The 20,945-nt window shown below is 48.0% G+C and carries 20 protein-coding genes, 1 pseudogene and 1 riboswitch; all 21 genes and pseudogenes read right to left on the bottom strand.

What is annotated here, in order from left to right; translation table 11 throughout:
• Window positions 1-132: 132 nt before the first annotated feature.
• Window positions 133-1,500, bottom strand: a complete 1,368-nt coding sequence (gene spoIID / locus C0Q44_RS08370; protein WP_105406851.1) for a stage II sporulation protein D — start codon at window positions 1,498-1,500, stop codon at window positions 133-135.
• Window positions 1,501-2,052: 552 nt separating this feature from the next.
• Window positions 2,053-3,396: a UDP-N-acetylglucosamine 1-carboxyvinyltransferase gene (murA, locus tag C0Q44_RS08365; protein ID WP_105406850.1), complete on the bottom strand. Its 1,344-nt coding sequence runs from the start codon at window positions 3,394-3,396 to the stop codon at window positions 2,053-2,055.
• Window positions 3,397-3,921: 525 nt separating this feature from the next.
• Entirely contained in the window at window positions 3,922-4,179 is a 258-nt protein-coding gene (locus C0Q44_RS08360; protein WP_105406849.1) for a DUF1146 family protein, read from the bottom strand.
• A gap of 607 nt (window positions 4,180-4,786) precedes the next feature.
• Window positions 4,787-5,191 carry a F0F1 ATP synthase subunit epsilon gene (locus tag C0Q44_RS08355; protein WP_105407652.1) on the bottom strand — a complete coding sequence of 135 codons (405 nt, stop codon included), beginning with the start codon at window positions 5,189-5,191 and terminating at the stop codon, window positions 4,787-4,789.
• Window positions 5,192-5,251: 60 nt separating this feature from the next.
• Window positions 5,252-6,655 carry a F0F1 ATP synthase subunit beta gene (atpD, locus tag C0Q44_RS08350; RefSeq protein WP_105406848.1) on the bottom strand — a complete coding sequence of 468 codons (1,404 nt, stop codon included), beginning with the start codon at window positions 6,653-6,655 and terminating at the stop codon, window positions 5,252-5,254.
• A gap of 93 nt (window positions 6,656-6,748) precedes the next feature.
• Window positions 6,749-7,621, bottom strand: a complete 873-nt coding sequence (gene atpG / locus C0Q44_RS08345) for an ATP synthase F1 subunit gamma (protein WP_105406847.1) — start codon at window positions 7,619-7,621, stop codon at window positions 6,749-6,751.
• A 209-nt stretch (window positions 7,622-7,830) separates the two neighbouring features.
• A complete protein-coding gene (gene atpA / locus C0Q44_RS08340; RefSeq protein ID WP_105406846.1) occupies window positions 7,831-9,345 on the bottom strand; it encodes a F0F1 ATP synthase subunit alpha in 1,515 nt (504 codons plus the stop codon).
• Between the two features lie 16 nt (window positions 9,346-9,361).
• Window positions 9,362-9,910 (bottom strand): F0F1 ATP synthase subunit delta, encoded by a 549-nt coding sequence (locus tag C0Q44_RS08335; RefSeq protein ID WP_105406845.1) that lies wholly within the window; start codon window positions 9,908-9,910, stop codon window positions 9,362-9,364.
• Window positions 9,907-10,395, bottom strand: coding sequence for a F0F1 ATP synthase subunit B (gene atpF, locus C0Q44_RS08330; RefSeq protein WP_181150905.1), 489 nt, complete (start codon window positions 10,393-10,395; stop codon window positions 9,907-9,909). Before atpF ends, C0Q44_RS08335 begins: the two co-directional genes overlap by 4 nt.
• Before the next feature lie 115 nt (window positions 10,396-10,510).
• Complete coding sequence (atpE, locus tag C0Q44_RS08325) at window positions 10,511-10,735, bottom strand: F0F1 ATP synthase subunit C (RefSeq protein WP_017691934.1); 225 nt, start codon at window positions 10,733-10,735, stop codon at window positions 10,511-10,513.
• Window positions 10,736-10,813: 78 nt separating this feature from the next.
• Window positions 10,814-11,632, bottom strand: coding sequence for a F0F1 ATP synthase subunit A (gene atpB, locus C0Q44_RS08320; RefSeq protein WP_105406844.1), 819 nt, complete (start codon window positions 11,630-11,632; stop codon window positions 10,814-10,816).
• A 44-nt stretch (window positions 11,633-11,676) separates the two neighbouring features.
• Window positions 11,677-12,054 (bottom strand): ATP synthase subunit I, encoded by a 378-nt coding sequence (locus C0Q44_RS08315; RefSeq protein ID WP_105406843.1) that lies wholly within the window; start codon window positions 12,052-12,054, stop codon window positions 11,677-11,679.
• Entirely contained in the window at window positions 12,047-12,301 is a 255-nt protein-coding gene (locus tag C0Q44_RS08310) for an AtpZ/AtpI family protein (RefSeq protein ID WP_017691931.1), read from the bottom strand. Before C0Q44_RS08310 ends, C0Q44_RS08315 begins: the two co-directional genes overlap by 8 nt.
• 186 nt (window positions 12,302-12,487) lie before the next feature.
• Window positions 12,488-13,645, bottom strand: coding sequence for a non-hydrolyzing UDP-N-acetylglucosamine 2-epimerase (wecB, locus tag C0Q44_RS08305; RefSeq protein ID WP_105406842.1), 1,158 nt, complete (start codon window positions 13,643-13,645; stop codon window positions 12,488-12,490).
• Window positions 13,646-13,701: 56 nt separating this feature from the next.
• Window positions 13,702-14,331, bottom strand: coding sequence for a uracil phosphoribosyltransferase (gene upp / locus C0Q44_RS08300; RefSeq protein WP_024632725.1), 630 nt, complete (start codon window positions 14,329-14,331; stop codon window positions 13,702-13,704).
• A 432-nt stretch (window positions 14,332-14,763) separates the two neighbouring features.
• Complete coding sequence (locus C0Q44_RS08295) at window positions 14,764-16,011, bottom strand: serine hydroxymethyltransferase (RefSeq protein WP_181150904.1); 1,248 nt, start codon at window positions 16,009-16,011, stop codon at window positions 14,764-14,766.
• 271 nt (window positions 16,012-16,282) lie between these two features.
• Window positions 16,283-16,876: a TIGR01440 family protein gene (locus C0Q44_RS08290; RefSeq protein ID WP_105406840.1), complete on the bottom strand. Its 594-nt coding sequence runs from the start codon at window positions 16,874-16,876 to the stop codon at window positions 16,283-16,285.
• A 141-nt stretch (window positions 16,877-17,017) separates the two neighbouring features.
• Window positions 17,018-17,099: riboswitch (ZMP/ZTP riboswitch) on the bottom strand.
• 97 nt (window positions 17,100-17,196) lie between these two features.
• The gene (locus C0Q44_RS08285; RefSeq protein WP_105406839.1) at window positions 17,197-17,769 is read right to left on the bottom strand and encodes a low molecular weight protein arginine phosphatase; all 573 of its coding nucleotides are present in this window, start codon (window positions 17,767-17,769) and stop codon (window positions 17,197-17,199) included.
• Window positions 17,770-17,828: 59 nt separating this feature from the next.
• Window positions 17,829-18,388 (bottom strand): annotated as a pseudogene (locus C0Q44_RS08280) (manganese efflux pump MntP).
• Window positions 18,389-18,589: 201 nt separating this feature from the next.
• Window positions 18,590-19,786 (bottom strand): L-threonylcarbamoyladenylate synthase, encoded by a 1,197-nt coding sequence (locus tag C0Q44_RS08275; protein ID WP_374955094.1) that lies wholly within the window; start codon window positions 19,784-19,786, stop codon window positions 18,590-18,592.
• 306 nt (window positions 19,787-20,092) lie between these two features.
• A complete protein-coding gene (spoIIR, locus tag C0Q44_RS08270) occupies window positions 20,093-20,752 on the bottom strand; it encodes a stage II sporulation protein R (protein ID WP_105406837.1) in 660 nt (219 codons plus the stop codon).
• Between the last annotated feature and the right edge of the window lie 193 nt (window positions 20,753-20,945).

The following is a 20,945-nucleotide window of genomic DNA, read 5'->3' as shown; positions in this document are numbered from 1 at the left end:
GCTCTTTCCTTTACCTTAATCCTTATCTTTTGCTTTTGCCCTTATCCTTTCCTTATCCTTTCCTTATCCTTCCTTGCCCTTCCCTTTATCCTTATCTGTTTCGATCTATATAGATCTGTATCTCTGTGTGCCCTATTTCGATGCCAACATCTTGGATGCCTGTCCAAAGGAGATGCCAGTGTAATAGTGTTTGAGAATCTGGGTAGCGGTGTGACCTTCCTGCGCCATGCCGTTTGCTCCCCATTGGCTCATGCCAACCCCATGCCCGTATCCATACGTTGTAATCTGAACCTCATCCCCTGTGGTTCTCCAACTGAATTGGCTGGATCTTAATCCGAGCTGTTTACGAACCTCTGGACCACTGAATGTTTCCCCTGCAATCTGCATTTCCTTAATCCGATGTCCTTTGGTAGTAGATAATACTTCCATCCACGATCCATTCTTCTGAGAAGTAACCGGAATGGCATCCAGATTCAACTTCTGCAAGATCTCACTACGCTTCATCGTGACGGTTTGTTTGAAGCCTGGAGCCAGATTTTTGTCCCACGGACTGTCTACACTTTGCAGATAAGGTACAGCGTTTCCCCACACATCCTCGGCATTCTCCGTATACCCATTACTGGTAGAGAAAAAGGAAGCGGTGATTGCCTTTCCCTGATAAGTCATGACGGTATCCTTACTTTCACGGACAGCCTGTTGCAGCTTCTCCCATTCCTTGACCTTCCCCAGACGAATCCAATCTGCTCTAACCTGATCTGGCGGAGTAAACACCTGATGGCTCACTGTATCCGTTACATCAGCCGCACCCGCTGGAACACCGCTCGTATCACTCGCTGCGAGTCTCCTCACGATAAATGTTCGAGCTGCGATCGCCTGTGCCTTCAGCGCCTCCAGTCTGAATTCCGCAGGCATCTCGGCCGCTACTACTCCAGTAACATAATCTTCCAGCGGCAGATTCATCGTTGTGCCCGTTGCAGCTAGGAATACACGTACTTTCGGTTCAGGATAAGTGACGGGCACTGCTGGTGTAGGGACTGGAGTCCTTGTATTAACTGCATCTGTTGGAGCAGGGATTGGCTTAGCCGATTCATCTGATCGGGGCCATACCAAAATTACCGGAATCAGTAACGCCATAGCCAATAGTGCAGATACGGCGGCTGCCGGCTGCCACCTTGTGGAGCTGCGTCCCCATCGACGTCTTCGTCCAAACGTACGCATTCGGCGATGCTTCACACGCCGAAATTGGTCCAGCTCAATCACAGGTACATGCGTACGCTCGGTAGTCGTTCTCTCCAGCTCATTCGCCGGAACAAGTTCTGGTTCAGTCTTTATCCCTCCTGGGCTTGACGATCTTGTATCAGGCGGTGGAACGCTTCTCAAGTGCATTGGGGGGAGCTTGTCTTTACCTACTCCAGAAACAGAAACGGTATTCTCCTCCGACTCTTGCATACCTGGGCGAGGGACAAGGGGCACCTTTACCTGTACACGAGCTTCTTTCATTCGAATATAACCCTCCGTTGCTTTGGCCGGTCAAATACCGGTTCTGATGTTCAAATCCATAGTTTAGGGTATGAGCTGGCTCGATCTGATAGAACCTGATTTAAGAGAAACGAGACTCTTTTAGTTCTGTTCCTTTTTCTGCTTCCATTTGCCATGTACACCTTATAAACGTTGATCTGTCGCTAAAATACGGTGGTATGTCCATAGACAAGAACATGCAGAAAGTACGCTCTTTCATTTGATTCAGAATCGGTACAGAATACAATGTTATGCTATACAAGTTAGGACCAGCTATTAATAGAATCAGGTACTTATTGCGTTGATCGTTATTTGCATTGAGGCAATTGCAGCACAGATCTAATTAAAAGACCTTAAAGATCACTATTCGTAGAGAATTGTATCCCCTGTCGGATCATCTTAAAAAAGACAAAAAAAAAGCCAAGCCGGATGGCTTAGCTTTATACTTTGAGAAAACATGCATTCCACAGTATCTTCAATCCACACAACGGTGTGTCTCATACTACAGAAAAGCTCTATATAGTCATTTCAGTGTTAAGCCATCGTCGGTTGTACCTTGAACATAGGCACTTCCTCGACTTTCTCACTGTGTTTCTTAACAGCTTCCAGCTTAGGTTCTTCAACCGAGATACGATAGATGTCGGCTCCAAGTCCATTAAGCTTCTCAGCGAGATGTACATAACCACGGTCTATGTGATGAGTACCGCCCACTTCCGTTGTACCTTCAGCAACAAGACCTGCAATAATGAGTGCGGCACCCGCACGCAAATCGGTAGCCGTTACTTTGGCACCCTTCAGTTTGGCATTACCTGTAATGATGGACGAACGTCCTTCAACTTTGATCTCCGCATTCATTAATGCGAACTCATCCACATGCATGAATCGGTTCTCAAAAACAGTCTCTGTCACGACACTTGTTCCTTCAGATGCTAACAAGAGAGCCATCATCTGGGATTGCATATCTGTCGGGAATCCTGGGTAAGGTAATGTTTTCACGTCCACAGCCTTAAGAGGGCGATCTGCTATGACACGCACGCCATTCTCATCCGGTTGGATCGTTACACCCATCTCTTCAAGCTTCGCAATAACCGAGCCGAGATGATCAGAGATGGCACCTTCAATGTACACGTCACCACCGGATATTGCAGCAGCAGCCATATACGTACCCGCTTCTACCCGATCCGGAATAACCGTGTGCTGTACGCCTTTCAGTTTCTCCACACCTTCAATGCGGATCACTCCGGTTCCAGCACCACGTACGATGGCACCCATTCCATTCAGGAAGTTGGCCAGATCCACAATCTCTGGTTCTTTAGCCGCGTTCTCCAGAACGGTCACGCCTTCAGCCAATGTTGCAGCCATCATAATATTTTGAGTGGCACCTACGGAAGCCACATCCAGATAAATTTTAGCACCACGCAACCGACCTTGGCTGCGAGCTTCGATATAACCTTGGCCCAAGCTGATCTCAGCACCCATGGCTTCAAAACCTTTCAAATGCTGATCGATTGGTCTTGTACCGATGGCACATCCACCCGGAAGTGAGATTCTTGTATGACCCATACGCGTCAACAAAGGCCCCATGACCAGGAAAGACGCCCGCATTTTACTCACCCATTCATACGGGGCTTCACAGGAAGTAAGTTTCTCCGCATTTACGGTAATCACTTCGTCCCGGTATGTAACTCCCGCTCCAAGCGATTCCAACACCTTGTTAATCGTCATCACATCGTCTAGAGGAGGTGCGTCAATAATAACGCTTTGTCCTTCTTCCCCTAAGAGAGAGGCAGCGATGATCGGAAGAACAGAATTTTTAGCGCCGCTAACTTTGACACTTCCGGTCAACCTTTTGCCACCGCGGACGATAAATTTGCTCATCATGGTTCCCTCCGCGCTTTTATTCCCTTTTCTTCATTCCGGAATACGTAAGCCCCACTGTGGTAGAAAGGACTGTTGCTGTGTGTGGAATTTCGACATAATCTGGCAGAATGCCACAAATGCCTGTTAGAAAAGAATTGGTTTTTTTATATAATTCATATCAATGATACCGTGTGCCATGCATCCTGCCATTCAGCATGTAAAATCAGTGTCTACAAGCCAGCAGAGCATCAGAACAAACAAAGTGGGATGGTTATTAGCCGGTATCAACCGGATATCCCGTTTATAACTACAAATATAAGTGAACAATTGTGAATTCCCTAACTTCCATCATAACATTGTTGAATTGTACGATACAAGCATTTTTACATAAAACATCTCAAATTCATCCAATTTTACGTCACATTTTTTTCTTAATAGCTTTACCCGACAACTCATACTCTAATTGTTAACACAATTAATCGATGTTATTCGACAATGAGCTCCTTGAAGAACCTAACAGATGATTAACCAACCATCTCAACATTAAAACAAATTCCGCAACATTTGGGTCCAAGACAAGTAGTCAATGACAAAGCCAGCAACGGCGTGCCCCAAAATGATGGCTAAGAGCAAATGTAACAGTCTTCCCTGAGCACCTAGTGGCTGTCTAATCACTAAATCCAGTTTAAGATTTTGCAAAGCCCACCATGATAACGCTATACATAAAAGGGAGACGATAATTGAGACCAAGCCATTCGTGCTTAACGTCTGGTTGACCTGATTTGCCAGATCAGTATCCATATATTCATTACCTCCACATTTGTTGCAGCAATCAGCATATCATATGCCTGGCACCCATAACTTGTTAGTATACTGGAATGTCTGGATCACAACATACTGAGCTTACTGTCAGATTTACTCCTGCCATGCAGGAATCCCCTGATGCCCCATCAAAGAGCAGCAACAATCCGACTGTGCATGACTATGGAAATGGACTACGCAGCTTCCTGCTTCTGCTGACTCTATGGAATATAGGCTCTTTCATCATACATTGTCAATTACATTGATTTCCACTTCATAAACATTTTAATTTTAAAACATCAGGATTTTGTGACTAAAACGACATAAAAGAGCGCTATTTCGATATCGATTCTGTCATTTCCTCGGAAATAATTTAATTTCACATCTAAAAAAATGGTTCTTTTAGTGGTAAATGTCCCCACTACTTTAGTCCTACATTCTATTCATATCCTCACCGACGGTGAATAACTCACTCAAGAAACTTCTGATTAATGAAGGGAATCGCGTAGAGGCTCCGGCCCAACATTTTACTATATTCGGTAAATCTACTTTACTACTAAAACTCAAAAAGCCCGGCAGACTAAGCCGCCGGGCTTCCAAGAATCGTTTATTTGCCGAATACGTTAATCCGGTTAACCGCTTTTTGCAACGCAATCTCTGCACGGCGGTGATCAAAGTGGTCCTGATTGCTTTGGCTTGCAAGCCGACGTTCTGCCCGCTCTTTCGCCGCACGCGCACGATCCACATCAATGCTTTCCGGGAATTCAGCACTCTCCGCGAGTACAACAACCTTATCTTTACGTACTTCGATAAACCCGCCACCAATCGCAACTTGTTTATTTTCTTTTCCGTTACGAATATAGATTGGTGCAATCTGCAAAGGTGTAACCATAGGAATATGACCAGGCAGTATGCCTAGTTCCCCTTCAATACCACGAACCGTGATGCTATTCACTTGTTCTGAATACACCAGACGCTCGGGTGTTACAATTTCCAACAAAAAGGTGCTCAATTCCATCCCTCCTGAAACTATCCGAAGGATAGCCCACATAAGGACAATCCTGGATTCAGACTAAACCAGTGTTTTGGCTTTCTCCACTGCCTCTTCAATTGTACCAACAAAGAGGAAAGCTGCTTCCGGAAGATCATCATACTTACCTTCGAGAATCTCTTTAAAGCTGCGCACCGTTTCTTTAACTGGAACATATTTACCCGGAATACCGTTAAATGCTTCAGCAACGTGGAAAGGCTGAGACAAGAAACGTTGGATTTTACGAGCACGGTATACAAGCGCTCTGTCTTCCTCACTCAACTCGTCCATACCCAGGATTGCAATGATATCTTGCAATTCATTGTAACGTGCCAAGATACGTTTAACGCCTTGAGCTACGTTGTAATGTTCTTCACCTACTACTTCAGGAGACAAGATCCGGGAGCTGGATGCCAGCGGATCTACCGCAGGGTAGATACCCATTTCGGAGATTTTACGCTCCAGATTCGTCGTTGCATCCAAGTGGGCAAACGTCGTTGCAGGAGCCGGGTCAGTATAGTCATCCGCAGGCACGTAGATCGCCTGAATGGATGTTACGGAACCTTTTTTTGTTGAAGTGATACGTTCTTGCAGTTGACCCATTTCCGTTGCCAGCGTAGGTTGGTAACCTACCGCGGAAGGCATACGACCAAGCAAGGCCGATACTTCTGAACCCGCTTGAGTGAAACGGAAGATGTTATCGATAAAGAGCAACACGTCACGGCCTTCTTCATCACGGAAGTATTCCGCCATGGTCAGACCTGTGAGGGCTACACGAAGACGTGCGCCTGGAGGCTCGTTCATTTGTCCGAAGACCATTGCTGTTTTGTTGATAACGCCGGAATCACTCATCTCGTGATACAAGTCATTACCTTCACGTGTACGCTCACCAACACCCGCGAATACGGAGATACCGCCGTGCTCTTGTGCGATGTTGTTGATCAATTCCTGAATCGTTACCGTTTTACCTACACCGGCACCACCGAAGAGGCCGATTTTACCACCTTTAGCGTAAGGAGCGAGTAAGTCGATAACTTTGATTCCTGTCTCCAGCATCTCTGCCTGGGTAGTCAGTTCATCAAATGCAGGAGCTGAACGGTGAATCGGGTTTTTCTGTTCAGTAGCTACAGCACCGCCAGTATCAATCGCTTCGCCGAGTACGTTAAATACACGACCCAGTGTCGCTTCGCCGACAGGTACAGAGATTGGAGCTCCTGTATCTAATGCTTCCATACCACGTACAAGTCCGTCCGTGGAGGACATTGCAATACAACGTACACGGTTGTCACCCAGATGTCTCGAAGCTTCGAGTGTAAGGTTCACACTAACGCCGCTCTCACTTACTGTAGTGATCGTAATGGCATTGAGGATTTCCGGCAGACCGCCGCGATCAAACTCGACGTCAACAACCGGACCCATGATGCTCACAACGCGTCCTTTGTTCATCTTAACGTTCCCCTCCTACAAGCCTGCTACTTTTGCAAAAATAATGTACCGTTCGTTTATCTTTGCTCTGCAAGCCTTCATTAATAAAAACAGTTAGCCTTGTGCTGCGTTGGCACCTGCCACAATTTCCGTAATCTCCTGCGTAATCGCCGCTTGACGGGCACGGTTATAGGTCAATGATAACTCGTTAATCATTTTGGATGCATTTTTGGTTGCATTACCCATCGCCGTCATTTTCGCGCCTAGCTCACTCGCCTTACCGTTCAGAAGCGCACCATAGATCAGCGTCTCCGCGTAACGCGGAAGCAAAACCTCCAGTACAGCCTCAGCAGACGGCTCGTATTCGTAGCTTGCCGTTGGTCCTTCCGCAGCAGTTACCTCAGGTGTTTCCATAGGGAGAAGACGTTCTACCGTAGGAATCTGGGTCAACGCATTCACAAAGCGGTTATAACAAATGTACAATTCATCAAATTCAGCCAGTTCAAACCCATGAACAGCCTCGTGTGCAATGGATTTAATATCTGCAAATGAAGGCGAATCCGACAGATCCGTTGTTGTGGATGCCATCGCCATTTCACGACGTCTGAAGTAGTCGCGTCCTTTTCGTCCAATAACGAACAATTCGTAGTCATCCTGAGAGTTGTGGCGTTCCTTGAGCGTCTGATTCACCTGACGCAGAACGTTTGCATTATAACCACCTGCAAGCCCACGGTCTGATGTGATAATCAGATAAGCTGTCCTTTTGACTGGACGGCTCTCCAGCATCGGATGCTGGATTCCTTGCGTGCTCGATGCAATACTGGCTACAACTTCTTTCAGCTTCTCCGAATAAGGACGAGCTGCCTCTGCTTTTTCCTGCGCTTTACGCAGTTTTGCAGCAGCAACCATCTCCATTGCTTTGGTGATCTGCTTGGTGCTTTGTACGCTTTTAATTTGCCGCTTAATTTCGCGCATGCCTTTTGCCATGATTTCACCACCTCAAAACTTTGGCAGAGCCAAAGTTACTTCGTAAGCATTCACTAGTTTTGACAGAGTCAAAACTACATCGTAAGCACAACTCTACTTTGGCAGAGCCAAAGTTACTTCGTAAGCATCATTTTTACTTTGATAGCGTCAAAGTTTCACATGCAGACATGCGGAATCGGTTAGGCAACTCCGCACCTGCAGTCATTTATTTAGACAGAGACAGCAAAGCTCTTTCTGAACTTCTCAATTGCGCCTTTCAGCGCATTTTCGTTGTCTGCAGTCAGTTCTTTAGTATCACGGATGGAACCGAGAATTTCTGGATGGCTGCTATCCATGAACGCGAGGAACTCATGCTCAAAACGAGTCACATCACCTGTAGGAATTTCATCCAGGAATCCTTTAACGGCTGTGTACAAGCTGACCACCTGTTGTTCTACAGCCAGAGGCTGGTTCACACCTTGCTTCAGGATTTCCATCATGCGTGCACCACGATTCAGGCGGGCCTGAGTCGCTTTGTCCAGATCGGAACCGAACTGGGAGAACGCTTGAAGCTCACGATATTGAGCGAGGTCGAGACGCAGGGAACCTGCAACCTTTTTCATCGCTTTGATCTGAGCAGAACCACCGACACGGGATACGGAGATACCTACGTTGATCGCCGGGCGTTGTCCAGCATTGAACAAGTCAGCTTCCAGGAAGATTTGTCCGTCTGTGATGGAGATTACGTTCGTTGGAATGTATGCAGATACGTCGGAAGCTTGTGTTTCAATAAATGGCAGTGCGGTTAAAGAACCACCACCCAGTTCATCATTCAGCTTCGCAGCACGCTCCAGCAAACGGGAGTGCAGGTAGAAGACGTCACCCGGATAAGCCTCACGGCCTGGTGGACGACGAAGCAACAAAGAAAGCTCACGATATGCAGAGGCTTGTTTGGTCAAGTCATCATAGATAACAAGAACGTGCTCGCCTTTGTACATGAAGTACTCACCCATCGAACAACCGGAATACGGTGCGATGTACAAGAGTGGTGATGGATCGGAAGCTGCTGCAGTTACAACGATGGTGTACTCCATTGCGCCTTTACGACGAAGAGTTTCCACTACTTGCGCAACTGTAGATTGTTTCTGACCAATAGCCACATAGATACATTTCATGCCGCTACCTTTTTGATTCAGGATCGCATCAATTGCGATGGATGTTTTACCTGTTTGACGGTCACCGATGATCAACTCACGTTGTCCACGACCGATTGGAACCATTGCATCAATGGCTTTGATCCCTGTTTGCATCGGCTCATGAACCGATTTACGATCCATTACGCCTGGTGCTTTACCTTCAACCGGACGGAATTCCGTTGTAGCGATTGGCCCTTTGCCATCCACTGGAATACCGAGTGGGTTCACAACGCGTCCAATCAATGCTTCGCCTACAGGCACTTGCATGATTTGACCAGTACGCTTCACTTGGTCGCCTTCACGAATATCATAGTAAGGTCCCAGGATAACGACACCGACATTGCTTTCTTCCACGTTCATGGCGAGTCCCATAACACCGCTTGGGAATTCAACCAACTCGTTGGACATGACGTTCTCAAGTCCGTAAACACGAGCGATACCATCACCAACCTCGATAACCGTCCCAACTTCGACTACATCGATATCGGTCTTGTATTGTTCGATTTGGCTCTTAATTAATGTACTGATTTCTTCTGGCTTGATACTCAAGTGTCCTCACCCCAATCTACTGTACTCGTCTGTTAAAAGACTGCTCAAGACGTTCGAGCTTGCCAGCCAAGCTGCCGTCATAGATCGTATCGCCAATGGCGACTTTCAATCCGCCCAGCAGAGTCGGATCAACAATATTCTCGATACGAATCTTTTTATTCACACGGCCACCGAATTCACGGGCAACCGCTGCTTTCTCTTCATCATTCAATGCATAAGTCGAGTAAACACGTGCATCAGCGATGCCGAGCGACTCACCTTGGATCTTCCGATAATCATTCAGCAAATCTTCCAGCAATTCAACACGTCCACGCTCAATCAACAACAAGACTGTACGAAGGACCGGCTCAGATACCTTACCATCAAGACTTGAATGAAGCACGTTCTGTTTGGCTTCATCAGAGATATTGGGAGATACGATAAACTTCTCGATATCAGCATCTCCAGTCAATGCACTGACTACCACACCCAGTTCCTGTTCAACCTCAAGCACCTGCTGTTGCTGTAGAGCAACTTCGAACAATGCTTTCGCATAACGCTTGGCAACAATCGTATCGCGGCTCATTGTCGGCCTCCTACCTCATTGAGGTATTGGTTCACAAGTTCCTCTTGTGCAGGACCGTTCTCAACTTCTTTTTTGATCAATCTGGAAGCAATCTGAACGGAAGCTGTACCCAGTTCGCTGCGAAGCGCTGCGACTGCTTTGTTCTTCTCGCTCTCGATTTCACGTACTGCATCGTCTTTCAGACGGTTAGCTTCCGCTTTCGCATCAGCCATAATCGATTCAGCTTGTTTGCCACCTGTTTGTTTGGACTGTTCAATGATATCGTAAGCATCTTTGCGCGCTTGCTCAAGAGCTTGTTTTTGTTCCTCCACATAGGCGATAGCCTGTTCCCGAGTCTGAGCAGCCTCATTCATCTGCGCCAACACGAGTTCACGACGTTTTTCCATAATGGAGAACAATGGAGCGAAAGCATAACGGCTAAGCAGCCAATATAAAATTGCGAATGCAATCATCGCAAGCAACGTATTTTCCCATATGAAACTCAATCTGTTCACTCCTTCCTGGAGGTATCCTTGAAACGTTCATCCGTTAGTACGGACATTACCTAAAAAGAAGGCGCGGACGGCTATGGCCTTCCCCGCCAAACCTTTATCAATTTGATTAAGCCATACCGTAGAACATGAACGCGAGTACCACACCGATGATCGGCAATACCTCGATCAAACCTACACCGATAAACATTGTTGTTTGAAGAGTGGATTTAGCTTCCGGTTGACGGGCAATACCCTCCACCGTTTTGCTGATTACCATACCGTTACCAATACCTGCGCCAAACGCGCCTAGTCCTGCAACAATTGCTGCTGCGATTAATGCCATTGCTCCCATTTGTATATCCTCCTTAAAATAATAAATCGTATTTTTTATTGTTCAGCCTGGTGAAGAAATCTTCGTAGGGCTTGAAACTTAATGTTCATCGTGCGTCTCGATGCTCTGTGAAATGTACACCATCATCAAGATAACAAACACAAATGCCTGTATCGCGCCGATAAAGATACTAAAACCCTGCCACACCATTAATAGCGGAATCGCTGCAATGGCACCAAACACTTTGAATGTGGTCAGTTTCAGGATCGTTGCGATTAGTACCTCACCCGCGAAGATATTCGCGAATAGACGCATACCGTGTGTCAACAGCTTGGATGCCGTCTCGATCAAGTTGATCGGTAAGAACAGAGCAAATGGCTTCAGGTAATGCTTGAGGTAACCTCTCGTGTTGCGGAATAATCCGAGTCCATGAGAGACAAGGAACGCAACCAGAGCCAGTCCCATCGTTACAGACAAGTCGGCTGTCGGTGATTTCCACCAAGCCAGTTCAACGTGCGGATGTGCTTCAGGGTCCTTGGCATGCGCCTTTTCAAACGCTTCCACCGCTGTAACAATCGGCTGACCGAACACCTGCGCCTGATTGACATCTGTCACTTCAGATACAGCCACGAGCGGAAGACCGAGCATGTTCCCTACAAAAATGAACATAATCATGGAAAGAGCGAGAGAGATAAAATGTTTACCTTTCTTCATATCCATTGTACTGGAAATCAGATTGCGGACGAATTCTACTGCCCACTCCATAAAATTTTGCAGCTTGCCGGGATTTTCAACGGATAATCTCCGTGTTGCCAGTACAGCAAAAATAAAAACAATTGCACCTGTAACGACCAGCATCAACAGAACCGATAGATCCAATCGAAATCCGCCAAGCATAATAATTGGAGCTTCATGCATATTTTTCTCACCCCTTTCTCGACTTGAAAGCTGCAGCACCTAACTCATTCTGCTCTGCGGGAATAGACAATCCCTATAATCAATAAGGAATATTGTGCAATGACGAGACCGCCTGCAACCGCATATGTATTGAAGTACTGCGGAAAGCGCATCGATATGAATATACCGAGCACAGCGAATGCCGCTCTTGTCAAAAATCCCAGGTTGACACGCTTCAAGTTACCTTCTGCCGCATCATCAGACATTTTCCTTACTTTGTAGCCCAGGTAAAATGCATTGATCCAGCTAATTCCTGTACCCAGGGCCAGTCCCAAAGCAATTGTCTCCACACGTGGCATAAAGGCCGCTGCGAGAAAACAAATCATAAGAAAGTACATGACGAAAACAGTCATCGATCTGCGGTATCTGGTTAGTTCACTCATCACTTTCCCCCATGATTTTTTTCGCGATAAAGTAGATGCTTACACCGCCTGCCGCAAGAAAAAAGAGAACGCTTACGGCGATCCATATTCCGTTACCCCCAATGGTCTTGTCCAACCAGGAGCCAGCGTAATATCCGGCAACAGCGAGAATGGCAATCTCGATTCCAAAAGCTGTAACGAGTCCCATCGCTTTCCATACATTATCGTCATGGTTACGGGATGAATTTGGTTTGTTCGAATCGGCCATTTTCCACGCCACCCTTGCAATCCCAGTTAATTTTACTGAATGATGAGAGCCTTTGTCAATTGAATGATTTTAGCGTTTTAAAGGGTAAAACGACGGGAATACAGACTCACATAGCCCATAAACCCGCGTAAACCGTACAGTTTAACTGTACACTATGCCCTTTATAAATCCGTCAGAAAAATTGAATTATTTTTTGAATTTTCTGTGAAATGATTCCGGACGTTCACTATTTACACCAAAATGGTGCAAAATCGCATTGACAATTCTTTCCGAAGCATGTCCATCACCGTATGGATTAGCAGCCTGACTCATACTTGCATACAGGTTTTCGTCTGTAAGCAGAGCTTTGGTCCGTTCATAAACACGTTCCTCTTCCGTACCCACCAGTTCCAGCGTTCCAGCTTCAATGCCTTCCGGGCGTTCTGTCGTATCGCGCAATACGAGCACAGGCACACCAAACGAAGGCGCTTCTTCCTGCAAGCCGCCTGAATCGGTCAAAATCAAGTGAGTGTGCGGGTAAAAGTTATGCAAATCCACTACGTCTAATGGATCTATTAATTGAATACGGGGGTGATTCCCCAAAATCTCGTGAGCCGGCTCCTTCACAGCAGGACTAGGATGCACCGGGTACACAATGGCAATATCTTCGAAGTCGTCAGCAATCCGTTTGACGGCCTGAAAAATGTTGCGGTGAGGCTCGCCTTGAGATTCACGGCGATGAGCTGTCAACAACACAAGACGTTTGCCCTGTGCCCATTCAAGTACCGGATGTTTGTAATCCTCCTGTACTGTATATTGAAACACATCTGTAACCGTGTTGCCTGTGACGTACGTACTAGACTCCGATTTATTTTCTTTGGCAAGATTAGAAGCAGACCTATCTGTTGGTGCAAAATGTAAATCAGCCAATACACCCGTCAATTGGCGGTTCATCTCTTCTGGAAACGGAGACAGTTTGTTCCATGTCCGTAGCCCCGCTTCCACATGCCCTACCTGAATCTGTTGCAGGAATGCTGCATAACTTGCTACAAATGTAGTCAGTGTATCTCCGTGAACCAGTACAATATCCGGATTCGCTTCACGTAAAACCGGCTCCAGGCCACCCAGAACACGAATCGTAATCTCATTCAATGTCTGCCGATCTTTCATTACATCCAGATCATAATCGGGATGTATGTCGAAAACTTCAAGTACCTGATCCAACATCTGTCGATGCTGCGCAGTTACGCAAACAATAGATTCGATAGACTCGGGATGTTTTTGCAATTCCAAAATAAGCGGAGCCATCTTGATGGCTTCAGGCCGAACCCCGAAGATCGTCATGACTTTAATTTTGTTGGACATTCAAGCATAGCCCCCTTTTCTATAAATTCCGAACCTCTTACAAGCATGCAATATGCTTATTTAGTGCCGTATAAACGGTCTCCTGCATCGCCAAGTCCTGGAACGATATAACCGTGGTCATCCAGACGGTCATCCAGTGCAGCCACATAAATATCTACATCCGGGTGAGCTTCCTGTACAGCTTTTACGCCTTCTGGTGCTGCAACGAGGTTCATCATTTTGATTTGGGTACAGCCGCGTTTTTTGAGCACATCAATGGCTGCGATGGCCGAGCCGCCAGTTGCCAGCATCGGGTCAATCACAATGAGTTGACGCTCAGTCACGTCTGTAGGCAGTTTGGTGTAGTATTCTACGGGTTGCAGTGTTTCCGGGTCACGGAACAGACCCACATGTCCAACTTTTGCAGCTGGCAATAATTTCACAACACCATCCAGCATTCCGAGTCCTGCACGCAGAATCGGTACCAGTCCGAGCATACGTCCAGAAATGACTTTGCCTTGTGTCGCTGCTACAGGTGTCTGCACATCAATAGTCTCCAGCTCAACATCTCTTGTAATCTCATAAGCCATCAACGTTGCTACTTCATCCACCAATTCACGAAAATCTTTCGTATTCGTACGCATGTCGCGTATAAACGTCAGTTTGTGTTGAATCAAGGGGTGATCACATATTACTAATTTTCCCATCTAATTTGTCCCTCCGGTAAGTTCTTCATGTTCAGCATTTCCAAATATACCTAGCCATCATTCACCGGCCCGATAAATCCTGTATATTATATCATCACCCACACCGAATTACACCATCAAAGGGCACCCAATCATTACAGAATACCGAATCCTATAAAAAACAGGACCGGAAAATGATCCATCCGGTCCTGTTTGCTCGTGCTGTTATGTCACTTGAATGCTCAAAACGCTGAATACAATTGCACTCCGCCACCAGAATGCTCCTTCGATCGCCGTTATCCCCGAATTTTATGAATCACCTTATAAAAGTGAAAATTCGGGGATAAATGCGAACGCTTCGCTTCTACGGCCTCATTCTGTCTGCTTCGTTATTTTGTATTCCATTTTAGAAACACTCAAATACAAACAGCATGAGCAATATTTTTAGTAATATTAGTATTTAAGGTCGGTGTAGAGCGGGAATTGGTCTGTCAGTGCAGTTACTTCTGCACGAGCCTCATCCAGCTTCGCTGTATCTTTTGGATTTTTCAGCGTTTTGGCAATGATCTTACCAATGGCAACCATAGCTTCTTCGTTCATACCACGGGATGTTGCCGCAGGTGTACCAATCCGAATACCGCTCGTAATAAACGGACTTGTTGGATCGAACGGAATCGCATTTTTGTTCACGGTAATGCCGATGGAATCAAGAACGTGCTCTGCTTCCTTACCTGTGATGTTTACGCTACGTGTGTCGATCAGCATCAAGTGATTATCAGTACCGCCGGACACGATGTTTAATCCTTCCGCAATCAGCGTTTCAGCCAGAACCTGTGCGTTTTTCACGACATTCTCTGCATACGTTTTGAACGAAGGTTGCAGTGCTTCACCGAATGCTACCGCTTTGGACGCAATCACATGCATCAACGGTCCACCTTGGGAGCCTGGGAATACAGCCTTGTCAATCGCAGCTGCCCAAGCTTTGGTGCACAGAATCATACCACCACGTGGTCCACGCAGCGTTTTGTGCGTTGTTGTGGTTACGAAATGCGCATGTGGAACCGGATTCGGGTGCAACCCAGCAGCAACCAATCCTGCAATGTGAGCCATGTCCACCATGAACAAAGCACCAACATCATTGGCGATAGAAGCCAATTTTTCGAAATCAATGGTACGCGGATATGCACTTGCTCCTGCAACGATCATGCGAGGACGGTGTTTAAAAGCCGCTTTGCGCACTTCATCATAATCAATCAGGAATGTATCTTCCTGCACGCCGTAAGCTACGAAGTTGTACAGCAAACCGGATGCGTTAACCGGGCTACCGTGTGTGAGGTGTCCACCATGGGCAAGGTTCATACCGAGTACGGTATCCCCTGGTTTCAAAGCTGCAAGATACACCGCCATGTTCGCTTGCGCGCCGGAGTGAGGTTGAACATTCACATGCTCTGCCCCGAACAATTCTTTGGCACGGTCACGTGCGATATCTTCAACGATGTCCACATGCCCACATCCGCCATAGTAACGTTTGCCTGGATATCCTTCAGCATACTTGTTGGTCAGAACAGATCCCAATGCTTCGATTACTGCTTCACTTACGATGTTCTCGGATGCGATTAGCTCAATGTTGTTCTGTTGACGTTTCAGTTCAAGATTCATCGCTTCCAGTACTGCCGGGTCATTCTTGCGCAATTGTTCCATGATTAAATTCCTCCCAGTTATAAGTGAAGTTATAAAGCAAAACTACAGTGGTTACACTCCTGACTTCGATTGCATCACCATCTTCAGATCGCTGTTATCCCTGGATTTTTTTGAACTCCCTTATAATAAGGGGAAAATCCGGGGATAGCGTATGCTTCCGATGTAGCTTTCCGAAGGAAAGCTTTCAGGCGAACGCCTTGCTTCTTCAGATTGGTGTTGCACTCTCTGTTTTCGTGTAAAGTCTAATTTGGCTTTATACAGGTTGAAGATATTAGTCACAAAATGTCGAATCTGGTTGTTCTTCCATCTGATATACGGCACGTTCGCCACCAATCAACTTCGGACGGGTTAACGCTGTGGTCACACGTGCATCTCCAATATAACGGAGCTGTGTGCGAAAAGGTACAGCTACATGACGTAGATGCATGCCAATCATCGTCTCCCCAATGTCCAGTCCCGCGTGGGCCTGAACATGTTCAGCCAGGCATGGATCGGTCAGCGAGCGATAGGCTGCAGATGCCATTGAACCTCCGGCCTTAGGCACGGGTACTGCACCAACCTCAGTCAATCCAAGACGAGTAAGCATAGAACGTTCCATCACCACCGCACGGTTCAAATGCTCACAACATTGGAATACAGTCTCAAAACCAAATGCCTCCTGCACCTCGCGTATACCCGCAAGAAGCTGCTGCGCCACTTCAATGGCACCACTTGTACCAATGCGTTTGCCTGCAACCTCACTTGTACTTGTACCGATCACCACGATCTGTCCAGGGCCAAGCTGTCCGGCAAGTGCCAGTTCATGCAGAATGGATGCGGTCTGTTCCTGCAATTTGGGTTGTTCCGAATCTAACTCCATAGTCATCCCATTATCGCCTCCCGATAAAATCATGCCCGCTTTCTCTTGGCTGTCCTTCGTACTCTTGCATGGCATCTCAGGACCTATTATAGCGAATAATCAGATGAAAGACGAAAAAAAGAGCAGTCTGCGGCTAACGCAGAATTGCTCTTTTGCCCAGGCGACCGGCCGTTTGTTCCGGTGCTCCATCGTGGTTATGCCCACTTCGTCGCCAGTTACACCGGATCCCTGTTTTCCCTTTCATCATAAAACAACCTGCGTTTAAAATCAACGATTAATTTACATCCTATGTTCTGTTTCTATAACCTGTCCCTGTGCAATCCAGATTATTCGAACTTATCCAAAAGCCGGTCCAATGCGGTCCGAATCTCTGCTGCAGCTATATTGTAATCATCACGGCTGCCACCAAACGGATCAGAAATGTCGAAACTTGGAATACGCTGTCTGATTTCGATGGCACGTTCGCGCTCGGATGCGAGAATTTCTTGCCCTAGCGCACGCTTCATCTCCAGTGTTGCGAAGAGGCTGTCCAATTCCTGAAGATCATTCAAAACCTGCTCATCGTTCTCCACATACTCTTTTAACGTGTAGGTTTTGTGCACTGAATCCGGAAATACCTGCATCACATGTTGCTTATGACTCCGCGTTAACGTAAGAATCAGATCTGCCCAACCTACGAGATTGGAACTCAGCTGTGTTGAATGAGGTGGCCCCTCCACGTTATGATCCCTCAACACGGCTTCCGCATGACGCGAAATGGGCATACCCGAAGTTGCGGCCACACCTGCGGAACGAACCTCTACCTGAACGCCCCGCTCGGAGGCCAATTTTCGCAAAAGCCCCTCTGCCATGGGACTTCGGCACGTATTGCCTGTACATACAAATAGAATATGTTTCATTGTGTTAGCCTCCCCATTTTGCATATATTGTCGAATGATATGATTTCTAATGTTTTATTTTAAAATATAAACAAAAGTCCAAATGCAAGCAAGATCGCCCCACCAAGGGCTTCACCATAATCACCAAGATTCTGGCTCACCCGGCGACCTAATAACAGACCCATCACCGACATCACTCCGCCGCACACACCAAAGGCAAGCACAGTCAGCACCAGATCACTGCTGAACATGCCGAGTGACACACCAACGGAAAACGAATCCACACTCACACTGAGCGAGAACAAAATAACCCGAGCAGTGAACGGTGATCCACCAGCCTCGTATCCCCTTCACGGAATGCGTTCAGAATCATATGACCACCCAGCAGAATAAGTAATCCACCTGCCGCATAGGTCGTAATGTCACCCAGCAGTGAGCTGACGTATTTGCCCATATACATTCCGATGAGCGGCATGATGATATGAAACAGCGCCGTGACTGTACTGATCCGGAGGACATCCCGAAGCCGAATGCCTTTCATGCCAATGCCGATCCCGAGCGAGAACGCGTCGAGTCCAAGCGCAACAGCCATAATCAAAATGGTTACCAACTGCCCTACATGGGCAGACACATCCCACATCCCCATACCCCCAAGTCACGTAAAGGTTCTTGTACACGATATGCGGACAAGGAGTTAAACATGACCGATGAGGGGTAAACGGTAACGGATCTGTTCGATATCATGGTGCATGAGGCAAGATTGGTGTGCAGGTGCTTATGGTGGTTATGAATTTGCTTAGGAAAAGAGTGCATTACTCTCCTGAAGAATGATCAGGAGAGGTTATGAGAGGGGCGGGTCGCCAACTTGTATGAGTTGGTTACCCGCAGCTTTGAGCAGCCGATTCATGACGGCTGCTCCCAGACCTTCGCGTGAGCAGGCTTCCGCCACAATATATGTGGCGCCTTGCTCATCGCAGCTGCGCAGCGCGGCGTATAGCCGGCGCGCTGCTTCTTCCAGCTCGCTGGCATCGCCCAGCGAGAACACGGCATCGGCGCGGTACTGCTCCGCGTGCTCGGCGAACGCCAGCACCGCGGTGCGCTCTCCGCGCTGCGCCGCCTCTGCGAGGGCGGCGCTGATCCAGGCCGCCACCGCAGCGGGCGGCCCCTCTACCACGCACAGCGCCCCTGCGGGTGCGTAGTGCGTGTACTTCATGCCCGGCGAGCGCGGCGCCGGGCTGCCCACGCCATCGGCCCCCTCCGCGAGTAGCGCGGGGTCCGTGGCGACACGGGCGGCAACGGCGGACAACTGTTCCGCCGTAATGCCGCCAGGGCGCAGGATGGTGACGGTACCGTCGTCACCGACCTGCACAACCGTGGACTCGACGCCCACCCCGGTGGGGCCGCCGTCCACGATGCCGCCGATGCGGCCCGCCAGATCCTCGCGCACATGCGCTGCGAGTGTCGGGCTTGGCCGCCCGGAGCGGTTGGCGCTTGGCGCAGCCACAGGGCATGCAGCCGCAGCGATCAACTGCAAGGCCACCGGATGGTCCGGCATGCGCACGGCCACCGTGTCCAGCCCGGCGGTGACACGCGGAGACACCGCCCCCGGCCTAACCGGCAGCACGAGCGTCAGCGGTCCCGGCCAGAAGGCCGCCATCAGCGCTTCGGCCGCTCCGTTCACTTCCGTGACCAGTGCATCTAACTGGTCACGGTGCGCGATATGCACAATCAGTGGATTATCGGAAGGTCGGCCTTTGGCAACAAATACCGCCTCCACGGCTGCCGTGCTGCGCGCATCTGCACCCAGGCCATAGACCGTCTCGGTCGGAAAAGCCACCGTCTGACCTTGACGAATGCAGGCTGCGGCTGCCTGCAAGTCAATGAGCGCCTGTTGATGGGCGCTCTCCTTTTTCACATCCAATGAAATATTACCCATTTCTTGATTCTTCTCCGCGGATACCAACACACGTACATCCCAGTTGGCGGTAACCACCTCGATCGGAGCTTGTGTATCACAGACTTCTCTGCCCTGCCCCATCGCTGAGGTAGATTGAGTTAATTCGTTCTCTCTGCTCATATATCCATCATTCCTAAACTTCATGTAAGTTGGTTGGTCCACACCTGGTCTACATACAAAATCATATCTACAGCCGCAGGCATGCCTATGTTTGTTTTGTTTCCTATTCACGTTTCATAAAAGTAATTATATCATATCTACCCCGCTCCAGGATGCCTTCCGCACTTCCCATCCACCGATAGCCTCACAGCAACGATGTCGCTCATGTATGCGAAAAGGACAACTTCACCAATCGAAGCCGCCCTCATTTGTATCAGTAACCCTCTGTTATGTGAATAAACCAGTCACCCAACTCCACAGTTTCACTGCCATATCCCACAGGAAGAATCTCGCTTCAGGTGTCCCACCCTGTACAGATGCTTCGGTGTCTCCAGGCTCGGCGGCTGCGGCATATACCGTTGAAGGTTTCGCCAGCGCATCCCCAGTACCTGCATCAATGAAGCACAATGGAGGGAACAACACACACCACCAGTTCTGACCCTTCCCCTCTCCCAGCGTGATTCGGACCGCTTCATAATCTCCGGCAGGGTATACGGTACCGCCATATAGTTTGGTAGGAAACGGAACAGATCCTAGCTCTACCTGATATGTATAATCCAAGCCACGACTGACTAGTTCTTCTCCCACCCGATCCTCGATCTCGGACATATGCTCACGAATGATTTGGCGCGCTTCATCCAGACTTTGCGGATCTTCCAGCTCACCGACCCACTCTCCCATCTGGGCTACGACCGCATCCCGAATCTCACGCTTGACCAACTGATCCCCCGGCGCATCCGAGTTAGCGAGAATCCGCAGACGAATGGACTGTTCCGGAATCGCTGCGGCGGCCACAGCTGCATCCGTTTTCTGACCTTCCCACATCATGATCATCATCATAAGACATACCATTATAAGTCCCATTTGCTTCACAATTCGTCTGTTCATTCCGTTCTCCCCCTCGGCTTCTGGTCACGATTCCCTGCAACTCTCTCATGTCTATCAGTATGCCCGGGAGAGATAGAAGTAAACCTAGCATTTGCAATAAATCTACGAAGTAGATTCCCTAATTGCAATTTCACTCAGCCTCTCATTAGGGTTCGCTTAACAGTCACGAAAAAAGGTTGATCTACACCTGATA

This window comes from Paenibacillus sp. PCH8, assembly GCF_002968835.1.
Classification (GTDB): Bacteria; Bacillota; Bacilli; order Paenibacillales; family Paenibacillaceae; genus Paenibacillus.
The sequence above is the reverse complement of the archived record's forward strand: the minus strand, read 5'-3'. Positions and strand labels throughout refer to the sequence as shown.

Excerpts from the sequence above, each read along its gene's own strand:
- spoIID (WP_105406851.1), bottom strand. The coding sequence starts at position 1,500 with ATGAAAGAAGCTCGTGTACAGGTAAAGGTGCCCCTTGTCCCTCGCCCA.
- murA (WP_105406850.1), bottom strand. The coding sequence starts at position 3,396 with ATGAGCAAATTTATCGTCCGCGGTGGCAAAAGGTTGACCGGAAGTGTC.
- C0Q44_RS08360 (WP_105406849.1), bottom strand. The coding sequence starts at position 4,179 with ATGGATACTGATCTGGCAAATCAGGTCAACCAGACGTTAAGCACGAAT.
- atpD (WP_105406848.1), bottom strand. The coding sequence starts at position 6,655 with ATGAACAAAGGACGCGTTGTGAGCATCATGGGTCCGGTTGTTGACGTC.
- atpG (WP_105406847.1), bottom strand. The coding sequence starts at position 7,621 with ATGGCAAAAGGCATGCGCGAAATTAAGCGGCAAATTAAAAGCGTACAA.
- C0Q44_RS08335 (WP_105406845.1), bottom strand. The coding sequence starts at position 9,910 with ATGAGCCGCGATACGATTGTTGCCAAGCGTTATGCGAAAGCATTGTTC.
- atpE (WP_017691934.1), bottom strand. The coding sequence starts at position 10,735 with ATGGGAGCAATGGCATTAATCGCAGCAGCAATTGTTGCAGGACTAGGC.
- atpB (WP_105406844.1), bottom strand. The coding sequence starts at position 11,632 with ATGCATGAAGCTCCAATTATTATGCTTGGCGGATTTCGATTGGATCTA.
- C0Q44_RS08315 (WP_105406843.1), bottom strand. The coding sequence starts at position 12,054 with ATGAGTGAACTAACCAGATACCGCAGATCGATGACTGTTTTCGTCATG.
- C0Q44_RS08310 (WP_017691931.1), bottom strand. The coding sequence starts at position 12,301 with ATGGCCGATTCGAACAAACCAAATTCATCCCGTAACCATGACGATAAT.
- wecB (WP_105406842.1), bottom strand. The coding sequence starts at position 13,645 with ATGTCCAACAAAATTAAAGTCATGACGATCTTCGGGGTTCGGCCTGAA.
- upp (WP_024632725.1), bottom strand. The coding sequence starts at position 14,331 with ATGGGAAAATTAGTAATATGTGATCACCCCTTGATTCAACACAAACTG.
- C0Q44_RS08295 (WP_181150904.1), bottom strand. The coding sequence starts at position 16,011 with ATGGAACAATTGCGCAAGAATGACCCGGCAGTACTGGAAGCGATGAAT.
- C0Q44_RS08290 (WP_105406840.1), bottom strand. The coding sequence starts at position 16,876 with ATGACTATGGAGTTAGATTCGGAACAACCCAAATTGCAGGAACAGACC.
- C0Q44_RS08285 (WP_105406839.1), bottom strand. The coding sequence starts at position 17,769 with ATGAAACATATTCTATTTGTATGTACAGGCAATACGTGCCGAAGTCCC.
- C0Q44_RS08275 (WP_374955094.1), bottom strand. The coding sequence starts at position 19,786 with ATGGGGCAGGGCAGAGAAGTCTGTGATACACAAGCTCCGATCGAGGTG.
- spoIIR (WP_105406837.1), bottom strand. The coding sequence starts at position 20,752 with ATGAACAGACGAATTGTGAAGCAAATGGGACTTATAATGGTATGTCTT.